Origin of the sequence: Cohnella sp. GbtcB17, assembly GCF_019091135.1 — a bacterium.
Lineage (GTDB): Bacteria > Bacillota > Bacilli > Paenibacillales > Paenibacillaceae > Cohnella.
This window is the reverse complement of record NZ_JAGXJW010000025.1, coordinates 53,480-67,024: the sequence shown is the minus strand read 5'-3', so window position 1 is coordinate 67,024 and position 13,545 is coordinate 53,480. Positions and strand designations below refer to the sequence as shown.

Annotated in this window: 12 protein-coding genes; 4 read left to right on the top strand and 8 right to left on the bottom strand. The window is 61.1% G+C overall.

Annotation, left to right across the window (positions count from 1 at the left end; translation table 11 throughout):
* Window positions 1–23 precede the first annotated feature (23 nt).
* The 5 genes from KVT38_RS15455 to KVT38_RS15435 form a co-directional block, all read right to left on the bottom strand.
* Entirely contained in the window at window positions 24–320 is a 297-nt protein-coding gene (locus KVT38_RS15455; protein ID WP_217594622.1) for an antibiotic biosynthesis monooxygenase family protein, read from the bottom strand.
* A 61-nt stretch (window positions 321–381) separates the two neighbouring features.
* Entirely contained in the window at window positions 382–933 is a 552-nt protein-coding gene (locus KVT38_RS15450; protein WP_217594621.1) for a hypothetical protein, read from the bottom strand.
* Window positions 934–956: 23 nt separating this feature from the next.
* The gene (locus tag KVT38_RS15445; RefSeq protein ID WP_217594620.1) at window positions 957–1,397 is read right to left on the bottom strand and encodes a GNAT family N-acetyltransferase; all 441 of its coding nucleotides are present in this window, start codon (window positions 1,395–1,397) and stop codon (window positions 957–959) included.
* Between the two features lie 60 nt (window positions 1,398–1,457).
* Window positions 1,458–1,682, bottom strand: coding sequence for a hypothetical protein (locus tag KVT38_RS15440; protein ID WP_217594619.1), 225 nt, complete (start codon window positions 1,680–1,682; stop codon window positions 1,458–1,460).
* Window positions 1,683–1,695: 13 nt separating this feature from the next.
* Window positions 1,696–2,538 (bottom strand): M15 family metallopeptidase, encoded by an 843-nt coding sequence (locus KVT38_RS15435; protein WP_217594618.1) that lies wholly within the window; start codon window positions 2,536–2,538, stop codon window positions 1,696–1,698.
* Window positions 2,539–2,684: 146 nt separating this feature from the next.
* Between KVT38_RS15435 and KVT38_RS15430 the strand changes: the two genes are divergently transcribed.
* From KVT38_RS15430 to KVT38_RS15420, 3 genes are all read left to right on the top strand, one after another.
* Window positions 2,685–3,503 carry an SDR family oxidoreductase gene (locus KVT38_RS15430; protein WP_217594617.1) on the top strand — a complete coding sequence of 273 codons (819 nt, stop codon included), beginning with the start codon at window positions 2,685–2,687 and terminating at the stop codon, window positions 3,501–3,503.
* 78 nt (window positions 3,504–3,581) lie between these two features.
* Window positions 3,582–5,330, top strand: a complete 1,749-nt coding sequence (locus KVT38_RS15425; protein ID WP_217594616.1) for an alpha-glycosidase — start codon at window positions 3,582–3,584, stop codon at window positions 5,328–5,330.
* Window positions 5,331–5,491: 161 nt separating this feature from the next.
* Window positions 5,492–6,721 carry a sugar phosphate nucleotidyltransferase gene (locus KVT38_RS15420; protein WP_217594615.1) on the top strand — a complete coding sequence of 410 codons (1,230 nt, stop codon included), beginning with the start codon at window positions 5,492–5,494 and terminating at the stop codon, window positions 6,719–6,721.
* A 95-nt stretch (window positions 6,722–6,816) separates the two neighbouring features.
* Here the strand turns inward: KVT38_RS15420 and KVT38_RS15415 are convergent, their stop codons facing one another.
* Both KVT38_RS15415 and KVT38_RS15410 read right to left on the bottom strand, forming a co-directional pair.
* Entirely contained in the window at window positions 6,817–7,806 is a 990-nt protein-coding gene (locus tag KVT38_RS15415) for an EAL domain-containing protein (protein ID WP_217594614.1), read from the bottom strand.
* 147 nt (window positions 7,807–7,953) lie between these two features.
* Window positions 7,954–9,207, bottom strand: a complete 1,254-nt coding sequence (locus KVT38_RS15410; protein ID WP_217594613.1) for an NAD(P)/FAD-dependent oxidoreductase — start codon at window positions 9,205–9,207, stop codon at window positions 7,954–7,956.
* A gap of 262 nt (window positions 9,208–9,469) precedes the next feature.
* Here KVT38_RS15410 and KVT38_RS15405 point away from each other — a divergent pair, with 262 nt between their 5' ends.
* Window positions 9,470–10,699 (top strand): MFS transporter, encoded by a 1,230-nt coding sequence (locus tag KVT38_RS15405; protein WP_217594612.1) that lies wholly within the window; start codon window positions 9,470–9,472, stop codon window positions 10,697–10,699.
* A gap of 102 nt (window positions 10,700–10,801) precedes the next feature.
* Here the strand turns inward: KVT38_RS15405 and KVT38_RS15400 are convergent, their stop codons facing one another.
* Window positions 10,802–13,489 (bottom strand): ATP-binding cassette domain-containing protein, encoded by a 2,688-nt coding sequence (locus KVT38_RS15400; RefSeq protein ID WP_217594611.1) that lies wholly within the window; start codon window positions 13,487–13,489, stop codon window positions 10,802–10,804.
* Window positions 13,490–13,545: the final 56 nt, after the last annotated feature.

Genomic DNA, 13,545 nt, shown 5'->3' with positions numbered 1-13,545 from the left:
CCCTCATTTCCCTCATAATAAGGTTAGTCCAGACGGATGCGAATGTAATGATCGCTCTCCGGCTCCCGCTCGTAAAAGGGCTGCAGCGCGGACTGCCACTCCCCTTGGACGGGGGAACCCATGAAGCCGACGACATGGTCGCCGATGGACTGCCATTTGACGAGCAGCATGTAGCGGCCCTCCTGCTCCACGCATTTGTGGAGCTCATGCGCAATATAGCCTCGCGTACCGACTAGCAGCGACTGTGCCTTGCGGAAACTGCTCTCGAATTCGCTTGCTTGGCCGGGCTTGACGCTGAGCGTCGAAGATTGCAGGATCATCGGTCCACCTCCGAAGTTTTGCCAAACGCGACGCTTGTCGTCACCGAGCTCAGCCTAACGATCATGCGCCTTCATCGCTCGGTCGGATCGCCCGGAGCGCGATGCGATCGTTCTCCCGGACGGCCGAGAGCCCGATGGCGCTCAGCATGACATAGGCATGTCCTTCGCTCCAAAACACAGGCGCTCCCTCATAATAATGGTCCAAAGCACGAAGAACGACCTTCTCGCGGCCCGGCAGCGCGAACGCGTACCCGTTGCCGACGTGTTCGACGTATTTGCGAAGCGCCTTCGTCCGCATATATGCTTCGCCGTCCAACTCCAGCCACTCGTAGCTGGCGCCCGCCTCAGGATAGACGTCGATGCCGATATCGGTGCCGTCGACGACCAATTTCGGCGCGTTTTTAACAAGGCTTCGGACCATATCCGGCGTCGGCGGCAGGTTCAGCAAACGCGCCTGCACGTTTTCGGCGATGCCGATCAAATGCGACAAACCAAGCAAGACGGGACCGCCGAATAGGCTGAGGACGATGAGCGTGACGGAGCCGTTCAAAAATCCGACGACCGTACCGCCTACCAATATCAAATAGCCGAACAAATCGATGATTGCGCGCATTTAAGCCACCGCCCCCCGTTCGCTCAGTCGTTTTCTTCCTCGTCCAAAGACACGACATACACGCAGCGGAAACGCTCGATGCCCGGGTATTTTTCGACCAAGCTTTGTACGGTAAAGCCGATGCTGCGGTAAAAATTGACGCCTTCCTCGTCCGTCTCCGCCTCGATGCGTTCGGGATCCGCGGCGTTCAGCAAGTGCAGCACCATCCCTCTGCCGTACCCTTTGCCCCGCTCGTCCGGATGAACCGCAATATGACGAATGGTCGCGACGCGGTTGCTATTCGTTTCGTAGCCGATGATCCCTATGATCTCTCCGTCGTCCTCGAAGCCGAGCAGACGCCATTCCGGATTTTGCTTGTATTCGCTGAGCACTTCGATAACGCGGTCCGGGTCGGGAAATACGGATAGCTCGAGCAGCTCGTAAATTTGTCGTTGATCCAGTCGGTCCTTCACGTCAACCAGCATGCCGTCTACCATCCTTCGTTTATTAATTAACCGCCTTAATTATTGCCGTTAAATAGTCGATTACGGTCTCCAGCGCGTATCCGATCTGGAAAATTGATATATCGTCCAGGACACGGCAGCCAGCACGCACAGCAGCGCATTCGCGCGGGCCGTATAGACGGCGAATATCAAGCAAAAGACGGTCGCCGTCTGCGCCAGACTGCCGAGCCTCTTGCCCTCCTTATCGGAGAAAGCGGCGATGACGGAAAACAAAAGCAAGACAACGACGACAACGATTGGCAGCATCCAGCCTCAGCTCCTATTGTACGTCGAAGTTAAAATACGTCTTTGGAAACGGCTCCTTTGCAAGCGTGTAATGCCACCATTCCTTGCCGTATGCCTTGAATCCCCGCTTCTCCATCGCCTTCTTCAGCAGGCTGCGGTTTGCCGTCTGCGTCGCGTTCGCGAGCTTCGCCCCGTGCGCGGACACCGGTCCGAGGAAGTCGAAGCTGCCGCCCATGTCGACGAGCTTGCCGGTCTTAAGGCTTGCGATCGACAGGTCGACCGTGCTGCCTCTGGAATGTCCCGACTTGGAAGAGAGGTAACCGAGCTTGAACAGCTTGCTCTTGTCGGTGTCCGGGTAAAAGATGTCTTTCGTCTTCTGGTCCTTCGGATCCTTCGACCAGCGGATGAAATGATCCACCGCTTTTTGTGGCCGGTAAGCGTCGTATACGACCAGCTTGTAGCCTTTGGCGGCGAGATCCGCGGCGACCGCCTTCAGCGCCTTGGCGGCCTGCTGCGTCATAATCGCGTAGGGTGCCTTGTACCCGTCGACGCGGGCGCCTACGAAGTTGTAATCGCTGTAATATCGAATGTCGTACATGGCCGAGGGGATAACTTCGTCCAGATAGACGAACCCTTTAGGCAGTCGGCGCTGTTTGGCCGGCAGAATCACGGCGTTCTCGGCGGCTGCGTCGCCGGACGCCCGGACAGCCGCGGCGGACGTGCCCGCGCTTGTCGCGTCTGCGGCATTCGCTCCGATCCTCGCGGATACGGCGACAGCCGCAACGGCGGAATCGCTCAGCGCGCCGCCTGCCGCGGCCGCGGGAGCGGCTGCCGCCAGAGCGAGCGCCGCGAGCGGGACGATCCATTTGCTGCGCATCAACAAGGCTCCCTCCTTCGCGCGATCGTAACCTTCATTATAGCATCATTCCATCGCGGAAGAAGAGCGAGTTGTTGCAGCTTGCGAAGCGACGGGTATACCTTTTTTGTGTAAAACCAACTTGCCAATCAAAGGAGCGATCGAACATGGCTAACGCTGCACAAGCCGGTGCCGGAAACGGCGATCTTGCAGGAAAGGTCGCGCTGGTTACCGGCGCCGCATCGGGCATCGGGCTCGCGTCGGCCGTCAGACTCGCCCGGGACGGCGCGAAGGTGGCGCTGCTCGGACGGGGCGGCGACGACGAACTGGCGCAGGCGGTACATAAGATCGCCGAAGCCGGCGGCGAAGCGATCCCGGTCGAAGCCGACATCTCCGTCGAAGCCGACATGCAGGCCGCCGTGCAGAAGGTGCTGGATACGTGGGGCCGACTCGACATCGTTGTCGCCAATGCGGGCATCAACGGCGTGCTCCTGCCGATCGAGGATATGGGCATGGACGACTGGAACACGACGATCGGCATCAATCTGACCGGCACCTTCCTCACGGTCAAGTACGCCGTGCCGGCGCTTAAAAAGCAGGGCGGAAGCATCATCATTACGAGCTCCATCAACGGCAACCGCGTATTTTCCAACTTCGGCTTCAGCGCCTACAGCACGTCCAAGGCAGGTCAAGTCGCATTCATGCAGATGGCCGCCCTCGAGCTGGCCAAATACCGCATCCGCGTCAACGCGATCTGTCCGGGCGCGATCGAGACGAACATCGGGGAAAACACGGATCGCCGGCCCGAGGTCGACGAGATCGCGATTCCGGTGGAATTTCCCGAAGGCGATCAGCCGCTTCGCCACAAGCCCGGAAGCGCCAAGCAGGTCGCCAGCCTCGTCAAATTTCTCGCTTCCGACGAGTCTTCGCATATTACCGGGACGCCCATCTACATCGACGGCGCGGAATCGCTCATTCACGGCTGATCCCGGCTTTGCTCCGCTGCGAAGCAACGATAAGCCCAGACGATTCTTTCCACAACCTAGCCAAAGAAGGTGCGCGACATGCAGCTTGAATGCTTCTACCATTCCCCGCGCAGCAACTGGGCTTATTCCTACGACAAGGACACGTTCCATCTGCGAGTGAGGACCAAAAAAGACGATGTCGACGGCGTCGTTGCCGTTACCGGAGACAAATACGATTGGGAGCGTCACCATCACGAATGCCGCATGGAGAAAATCGCCAGCGACCGCCTGTTCGATTACTGGGAATGCGAGGTCAAGCCCGAGCGCAAACGGTTCTCGTACAGCTTTCGGATGGAATCCGGCGACGAACGGGTATGGATGGTCGAATCCGGCATTTTCGAAGAGGAACCCTACCCTCCCGGCGGCTATTACGAGATGCCGTTCATTCACGAGATCGATATCTTCACGCCGCCCGAATGGACGAAGTCGGCCGTCTTCTACCAGATCATGCCCGACCGCTTCGCCAACGGCGATCCGTCCAACGATCCCCAAGGGGTGCTCCCCTGGGGCGGCAAGCCGACACGCGAGAGCTTCTTCGGAGGCGATCTTCAGGGCATTATCGACCGGATCGATTACTTGACTGAGCTCGGTGTGACCGCCGTCTATTTGACGCCGGTGTTCGAAGCGCCCAGCAATCATAAATACGATACGGTCGATTATCGGAAAGTAGACCCGCATTTCGGTGACGCGAAGACGCTCAAAAGGCTGGTCGACGTCGCGCATCAGAACGGCATCCGCATCGTGCTCGATGCCGTCTTTAACCATACGAGCGTGGACTTTCCGCCGTTCAAGGACGTCGTCAAACACGGCGAGAAATCGAAATTTAAAAATTGGTATCACATTTACGATTTTCCGATCCGCATCGAGGAAGGCAATCCAAATTACGATACGTTCGGCTTTTTTGCCCAGATGCCCAAGCTCAATACCGCGAACCCCGAGGTCAAAAACTACTTGCTCGGCGTCGCCGAATACTGGCTGAAGGAAGTGGGCATCGACGGCTGGCGCCTCGACGTCGCCAACGAGATCGACCATACGTTCTGGCGGGACTTCCGTCGAACGGTCAAAAGCGTCAACCCGGATGCGTACATCATCGGCGAGGTATGGTCGGACTCGCTGCGGTGGCTGCTCGGCGACCAGTTCGATTCGGTCATGAACTATCCGTTCGCGGACCGCGTCAACGAATTTTTCAGTCCGGGCGACGCCGATGCCGGCGACTTTGCGAGCAAGATCAACAACGTGCTGATGCGTTACCCGCAGCAGACGAACGAGGTCGTCTTCAACATGCTGAGCAGCCACGACACGCCGCGCATCTTGACGATGATGGGTTCGGATAAGCGGAGACTGAAGCTGGCGATCGTGTTTTTATTAACGTTTATCGGAACGCCCTGCATCTTCTACGGCGACGAAGTCGGACTTGCCGGAGACGGAGACCCCGACTGCCGCAAATGCATGGAGTGGGACTACGACCGGCAGGACCGCGAGTTGTTCGACTTTTACAGGCTGTTGATCGATCTGCGCAAATCGAACCAGGTGCTCCGTTCGGGGCGCTTCCGTTTCCTGAAGGCCGAATCCGGCGACAGCTCCCTCGTCTACGAACGGATCGACGCCGCGAATCATTTTACCGTTTGGATGAACAATGCGGAAGAGGAGACGGTCATCGCGCATCCGATGCAAACCGACGACTGGATCGACGCGCTGAGCGGCGAGCCGGTCAAGCCGGAGGACGGACTGATGCGCATCGGCCTGGAGCCGCTCGGGTACCGGATCTTAAGCCGTTCGATCGTATAATTTGAACCAAGGGATGTTTGCATCGATGATGCGGACATCCCTTTTTTCGGACACATTTTGTTCACAATTGAAAAAAAAGTTCGAGTTTCAAGTTATATAAGCGTTGGTTAATAACTATCTATGATTGATCTGGCAGTCATTTCAAGGAGGAAGAGCAGAGGATGAGCAAGCATAACGTGTTAGCCATGCTATTAGCCGGAGGGGAAGGCAAGCGGCTGCATCCGTTAACGCAGCAATGGGCCAAACCGGCCGTACCTTTCGGTGGAAAACAACGCATCATCGATTTTCCGATCAGCAACTGCTTAAACTCCTTCATCGATAATATCGGCATCGTCACTCAGTACCGTGCCGAATCCATCCACCAATATTTGAGCGAAGCTAAACTATGGAGCGCCGGACCGCGCGTGCAGCGCGGCCAAACCTTGCTGCCGGCCGATCGTCTCGGCGGCGAAGGCTACATAGGCACGGCCGACGCCATCTATCAAAATATAGATTATATCGACAGCCACGAGCCCGAGGACGTCCTGATCCTCTCCGGCGACCATATTTACCAAATGGACTACGCCCCCCTCCTCGCCGCACACCGCAAGAGCGGCGCGAGCGCGACGATCGTCGTGAAAAACGTCGCCTGGGAGGAAGCGAGCCGGTTCGGCATCATGAGTACGGACGAACAAGGCCGCATCGTCGACTTCGCCGAGAAGCCTGCGGCGCCGAAGAGCAACCTTGCCTCGATGGGCGTCTACGTATTCCGCTGGAGCGAGCTGCGCCGCCTGCTGATGCAGGATGCTGCAGATCCCGCTTCCTCGCACGACTTCGGCAAGGACGTCATTCCGCAGATGCTTGCGGACGGCGATTCGCTCTATGCCTACAAGTTCGGCGGCTACTGGCGCGACGTGGGCACGATCGACAGCCTGTGGGAAGCCAACATGGATCTGCTCGACGGCGCCGTTCACGTCGGCACGCCGGAGTGGCCGATGAACGCCTCCGCCCTGTCTTCGGTCGTCCATTTCTCGTCGGGCGTCCACGCGCAAATCCGCGGCTCCCTGATTCATCAGGGCGTGGCGGCGCGCGGCGAGATCGACCGATCCGTCGTCTCGATCGGCAGCCAGATCGGCGCGAGCAGCCACATCCGCGACAGCGTCGTCATGCCTCATGCGAAGATCGGCAAGCATGCGAAGATCAACCGCGCGATCATCGGAGAAGGCGCCATTATCGAGGATTATGCGGTAGTCGGCGACGGTTCGGACATCGTCGTCATCGCTCCGGGCGAACGCGTCAAGGCGAACGTCTTCATGGCGCCGGCGTTTGATCGCATCAAGGACATGAAGGACCGCATCGTTGCCGCCGGCAAGCTGGATCAACCGGCAGCCCTGCTTACGATCGCCGAATAGTCGCTCCAACCGAAGAAGGAGGGCTCCCGACCGGGTGCCCTCCTTCTTTTTTTGACGTATGGCGTATTGAAAAATTGCAGCCGGTTAGCGGCCAGTTAGCGATCGGCAGGCTTTATCGGCTCCGGCTTGCCCCACAAGTAGCCTTGAAACAGACGATACCCCAGCGTTCGGAGCCAGCGGTAATCCTCCTCGCGCTCGATGCCTTCCGCCAGCGGCACGGCTCCGACTTGCCGGGCTGCTCTTAGCAGCTCGCCGGCCATTCGCTGCCGGTCAGGATCGCCGCTCACGCCGTCCGCATAGCCGCGGTCCAGCTTCATATAATGCGGCTTGATCTCGCTCAGCAGTTCCGGCGTACTGAAGCCCTCGCCTACGTCGTCCAGCGCATAGCTGAAGCCCTGTGCGGTGTAATAGGCCAGAATCGACTTCAAATGGTCGATATCCGCGACCTGCTCGCTCTCTACGACCTCGAACACGAACCTTGAGGCTTCCATACCCAGTTCTCGCGTCAGGGCAATGGTCGTCCGCAGACAATTTTGAGGGGAATAAATCGACGTCGGAATGAAGTTAATGAACACTTTGCCCCGCAAATGTACGGCGCTCCGCACGGCGGCCAAGCGGCACATGCGATCGAGCGCATACAGCCGGTTGCGCCGCTTCGCCGCGGCGAACACCTCGGCCGGCGGCATCAGCCAGCCGTCGTCCGCCCTGAAACGCGCCAGCACCTCGTAACCGTAGACTTCGCCGTTTCCCGTCATGATCGGCTGCGCATACGGCACGACGCGCTCTTCGGCGATGATGCCCTCCACCCACCGTTCCCGCAGCTCTTCCGGCAGCATCTCGATCGGCTTCCACTCCCCGTCGTTCACACGGTAATCCATGGAAGCCGTGCTCATATGATCGAGGCAAAAATCGTAAAAATCGGCCACCGCGGATTCGCGAAGCGCGATGATGTCCGTTTGGCCTGGATTCGAAGCGCTCCGTCGTTCCAAAAATCCGGCGATATCGCCGGCCAGCGCTTCGTTCGCGGGGTCGGCAAGCCGTATTTCATACACGGGCTCCCCTGCCATGCATTGTCGGCAACTCATCTTCTGTACACTTCCTTCGATGTCGAGCGCGATTAAGGTCCGACGCTATACATTCGCCGTATGCGCCTTTATTCCTACGTATTCGCAAAAGGAATATAAAAGACAGCCCGAAGGCTGTCCGGTGTGCTGTATAGGATAAGCTGAAGACTATGCGCTCGGCAATTGTAGCGCTGCGAACAATCGTCCCGCCTCGCGGTCGATATCCCCGGGCTCGAAAGTGTAGTTGTACATGCCGAGAAAGGTGCGCGTCGCCTGTTCGTCCGAGCCGATCAAACGATAAGCGCCGAGCAGCTCCGGCGGAAGAGGCGCGTTTCGTGTCATCTGACAGCCGATCTCGAAGCGGCTCATCAGCTTAGCCTTCATTCCTTCCTCGTACCGGGCGGCCATCTCTTCCCATGCGCCGGACCACTGCGCAGGCCGGTAGTCCGACAGCGTCCGCGCCAGCAGCCCTGCGCCGAATACGGCGTCGTGCATCCCCTGGCCGATGGCCGGGTCTTTGAACGAGAAGGCGTCGCCGACGAGCGCCCAGCCTTTGCCCATGCCCTGATGCCAATCGTTGTCGTAGCCGAGCAGCGCGCGTATGCGCCCCGCGAACGTCGCGCCTCGCAGCCGCGCCGGGAAGTCCGTCGCGGACAAGCCTTCTTCGGCGAGCGCCCGCAGGCCCTGCTCGGTCTCATGGCGCAGCCGCTCGATGCGATCGGCGTCGGTCAGCGGGAACATGAACCCGAGGACGTATTGCGCATCGCTCGTCGGAAAAGCGATCGCCAGTTTGTCGCCCTGCTTGTAAAACTCCACGAATCGTTCATCGCCCTGATCGTAGCCGTCCACATACGCGACATACGAAGCATAGTCGGTCGGCACGGCGATTCGCCGCTCGGCGCCCGTCCACTGCCTGACGGACGACCGGCGCCCGTCGGCGCCCACGACGAGCGAGGCTGCGAACGACATCACCCGCCCTTCCTTCGTGACGCCGGTCACGCCTGTCACCGCGCCGTCATCGCCGCGGATGAGCGAGGTCGCGCGAAATCCGCTCATCGCCGTCACGCCCGTTTGAGCTTGCGCATGCCGGAACAAAATATCGTCGATGTATTTGCGCTTTACGCACAGACAGCCGTCGATGCCGTCCACCGCGGGGAAGCGTCCGTCGATCACGGCGCCCTCAAAGTTGATGTGCGCGCGATTGTAGAGCGGGGTTCCCGTGGCGAGCAAGTCGTCCAGTATGCCCATCTCCCTGAACCTGGACAGCGTGTTCGCATAAACGTTGTGCGTGGACAACGTGTCGCTCGGAAATTCGGCGCGATCGAGCAGCAGCGTCCGCAGCCCCAGCCTTGACAGCTCCCAGGCCAGCGTAGCCCCGGCGATCCTCGCTCCTACGATGATAACGTCGTACGACGCGGTCATCCGATCCCTCCTCTTATGCCTGACGGAAAAAGTATAGCGCCATCCTCCGTCATGTCGGCAGTTACGGCGGTCACCGGATTCGTCATCGGTTCGCGGGGCCGGGAGGAGCATCGAATCGGGACGATAGCCCCTAATACGCGTTGGGGCGGTCGAAACGGGGGCGCCGCAAACAACGATAACGTCGCATATCCGGTCTTCCCCTCGCCGGTCAGCTCGGTTAAAGTAGAAGAACCGGTTTATGAATGGAGGCTATATGTTGAACATGCCGTTATTGACGGAGCGAACAGCTGCCGCCAGTCCACGCGCCATTACTGCCAGAGACCATGTCGTTTTTGCTGCCGCTACGCTGCTCTACTGGGCGACAATGTACATTTACGTCCCGATTCTGACGCCTTTCCTTGAGGATCGCGGCCTGCCGCTCGGCACGATCGGGCTTATCGTCGGCAGCTACGGACTAACGCAGGTGCTCATTCGCTTCCCGCTTGGCCTGTATTCGGACCGCCTCAGCAGACGCAAGCCTTTTCTTTTCGTCGGCATGGCCGCCGGACTGCTCAGCTGCGCGCTGTTTATGTATGTAGGAGGCTCACTCGGACCTCTGTCCGGCAGGCTGGTGGCCGGCATCTGCGCATCGACCTGGGTGCCGTTCACCGTGCTGTACGCCTCGTATTATCCGCCGTCGCAGTCGGGGAAGGCGATGAGCACCCTGAGCTTCCTGACTGTAGTCGGACAACTCGGCGGTATGACGTTGAGCGGCTATCTGGCCGGATCCGGCGACTGGAACGCCGCTTTCTTGGCCGGCATCGCCATTGCCGCCGCCGGCGGCGCGCTTGTCGTCTTCGTCCGCGAACCGCGCTCGGCGGCTGCGGTTGACTCGAAGGCCGCGTCTGTTGAGGAGAACGCCGGCAAAAGAGGGACGCTGGCGCTTCTTCGGGACGCGCGGCAGCTGCAGATCGTTTCGTTGCTGTCCTTGCTTGCCCATTGCGTCCTGTTCATTACGATGTTCGGCTTTACGCCGCTGCAAGCCGTCGCGTACGGCGCAGGCAAAAACGGGCTTACCGGCCTCGTCGTCGCCTTCATGGTGCCGCACGCGCTCGTCTCCCTGTGGACAGGCCGCTATATCGCCCCTCGCTTCGGCACGCGGCGCGTGCTCGTATGCGGCTTCTTGCTGGCCGCGGTCTGCACGGCGCTCATTCCGTTCAGCGGCGGCTATGCCGGCCTGCTGGCCACGCAGGCGGTCAACGGCGTGGCGCAAGGCTTGTACTTGCCGCTTCTGCTCGGACTCGCGATTAAGGACATTCGCCCTTCCGAACGCGCGACGGCGATGGGCTTTTACCAATCCGTCTACGCCATCGGCATGTTTGCCGGCCCTTATCTCGCCGGGTGGCTGAACGCCGGCGGCGGACTGAAGGCGGGATTCGCGTTCGGCGCCGCGATCGCGACCGTCGCCGCCGTCGTTGCGCAGCTCGGCACGAAGCCGGAGCGGGCGGCTTAATCGCCGTTTCACATGAGCTTGGGCCGTGCGTCGCTTCCGCCTATCGCGCAAAAGTGCAGGCTTTTCTCCGGACACATCCGATCCCTTGCTTAAATACAGGAGCTAGGTAAAAAAACGGCTTGATAGCATCAAGGCCGCGCACGCAAGCGCGATCACAGCCAGCAGTATGCTGTCGCGCGTTTGCCAGCGCAGACGCTCCGCTTCGGTCGGCGCGTCTCGCCGTCCGATCCCGCGGCTCTCGAGCGCCAGCGTCACCGTCTCTCCCATCCGGAACAGTGCCAGCATAAACGGCACGGCCGTGCTGCGCAGCTTGCGCAGCGCCGCAGCCGGCGAACGCCCGATGTCCTTGCCGCGCGCCAAAGCGATGCGCGCAAAACGGTTCCACTCCGCGAGCAGCTGCGGGACAAATCGCAGGAGCAGCGTCACGGTTAGGACGAGACGCTGCGACCGCCGTCCCGCGCCGCCCTTTCGCGGCAGCGCTTGCGTGAGCGCGCGCCGCAGGCGAAGCGGCGGAATGGCGGCCGGCAGCGCGATTCCGATCGCGAGCACGAGCCACGTTTTCGCGAACGATCTAAACGTCGCGAGACTGTCCGCGGCATGCCACCAGGCGCCGCTCTCACCGCTGCTCCCCGTCAAGCCGGATAAGGCGGCGGATGTGAACGCGAACAGCGCGAACGCGAACAGCGGTCCTTTATATTCGCCCAGCGGCAGCCGGGCGAGCCCGACGACCGCCGCCGTCAGCGCGGCCGACGCCGCCAACCCGCTCCACCCGGGCGCCGCGAACATGGACAGCGACAAAGCCACATATCCGAGCCATATCGCTCTCGGATCGAAGGCGGACAGCCGATTGCGCCGAGCGACGGCCTTCGGAAGTTTTCGCTCCTTTGGCGGCGCGCCGTCCGCTGTCCCGATCGCGACGGCGGCGCCGGCGATTCGCCCGTCTCCCCTATTAATCGCAGCTGCATCGCCAGCGCTGTCCGGTCCTCGTCCTCGGTTAAACGCAGCAACGTCTGCCGGCCTCCAGCACTGCCGTTCCGCAAGTCCAAGACGCCACGCTTCCCGAGCCGCTTCATACGATGGCGGCAGGCGAAGCCCGGCCTCCACCCACCACTCGGGATGCTCCAGAAGCGCGGGCCGGCTGCAGTGCCGAAGCTCGCCGTCCTCACCGAGCAGCAGGAGTTCATCCGCGAGCGGCATCGCCCAGTCGGGATCGTGGGATACGAGCAAAATGCCGCGTCCCTTATATCTTTCCTCCTTAAGGCTTCGCGCCAGACGATCGCAGCCTTGGGCATCGAGTCCTGCCGTCGGCTCGTCCAGCAGCAGCCATGACGCCGGCGCCGCGAGCGCGCAGGCGAGCGCCGTCCGGCGCCGCTCCCCGCCGCTCATGGCAAACGGATCCCGATCGAGCCACGCCGTTCCGAAGCCGACCGCTTGCAGCGCGTCGCCCTTCCTCTCTCCGCGCGCCTCCTTGTCCAAATGATAAGGCCGGATCACATAGTCGAGCTCTTCTTCGACCGTGCGCGCGAACAATTGATCCTCGGGCGACTGTCCGGCGTAGCTGTAAGCGAGCATTCGAAGGCGGCGCGCGGCTTTATTCTCGGCGACAGGCCTCAGCGACGGCATGTCCTCAAAAAAAGTCCGAATGTCCTTAGCCTCGCGCAAGCCCGCCGCGAGCTCAAGCAGATGCGTCTTGCCTGAGCCATTCGGACCGAGAAGGACGACGATGCGGCCGGGGACCAGCGTCAGCGGCCTGCCCCCGGGCAGGTCGCCGTGATCGTCGGCGCGCAGCCGGAGGCCCTCAATGCGCAGCGCTTGCTGCGCATAGGACGGCGCCTCGGAAGGCGTCTCGGAAGGCGTCTCGGACGGTGTTGCAGGCCCCTCCGCTTGGGCCGCCAAATTCGTCGGCCGCTCGAATTCGTGCGGCGATCCGGCAGCCCGTACGCGACCGGCCAAACGACGACGTTGCTCGACCTCCCGCTCAAGCTCGGCGCGGAACGGCAGCCGAAGCCCCGCCAGTAAACAGGGAGGCACGGACGCGCCAGCCTTGCCTTGCGCTTCGCCGTACAAAAACGCATGCGCCTTGCCGTCGTAAATGAGCCGCCCGGCGGCAAGCGCAACAACCCGGCGTTCGGGGTCTTGCTCAAGCTCCTCGATTCGCTGCGTGATCCAGACGACCGCCGCGCCTTCGCGCTGTCTCCTCTGTGCCAGCTTCCGCGCGAGCGATTGCGACTCGCCGTCGAGCATCGAGGTCGCCTCGTCCAGAACGAGCAGCGGCGCATGCCCCGCCGCCGCAGCCGCGACGGCCGCCAGCTGCCGCTGTCCGCCGGACAGCTCGCTCCACGGCAAGTCTGCAGCCGCCGCAAGACCGACTTCGTCCAGCGCCTCGTTCGCCAGACGATGGATGGCGGCGCCGCTCACGCCGAGCCATTCGAGTGCGAATACGATCTCTTCCCTGGGCGTCGTCGCGAAGAGCTGTGCATCCGGCTGCTGCATGACATAAGGCGCCGGAGCGTTCCCCGCGAAGCCGCGCTCCCAACGCTCGGCGCGCAGCTCCCCGGGAATGCCGAGACCCGCGACGATTTTCCCCAGCGTCGACTTGCCGCTGCCGTTCGTCCCGACGACATACAGCCATTCGCCCGGCGACAGCGTCAGGTCGATCCGATCCAGCAGCGCCGCGGCATGCCCCGTCGCCTCGCCGGCTGCCTCCTCTCGGCGGACAGACATCCCTTTGAGGACAAGCGGCAAGCTGCCGGACAATTTAACGGCTTCCGAATCTATCGTTTCCGTCATTGCCGAATTCCCTCTTCCCAAACCGGTATTCCCATGCTAGAATTCCAATTGTTAAC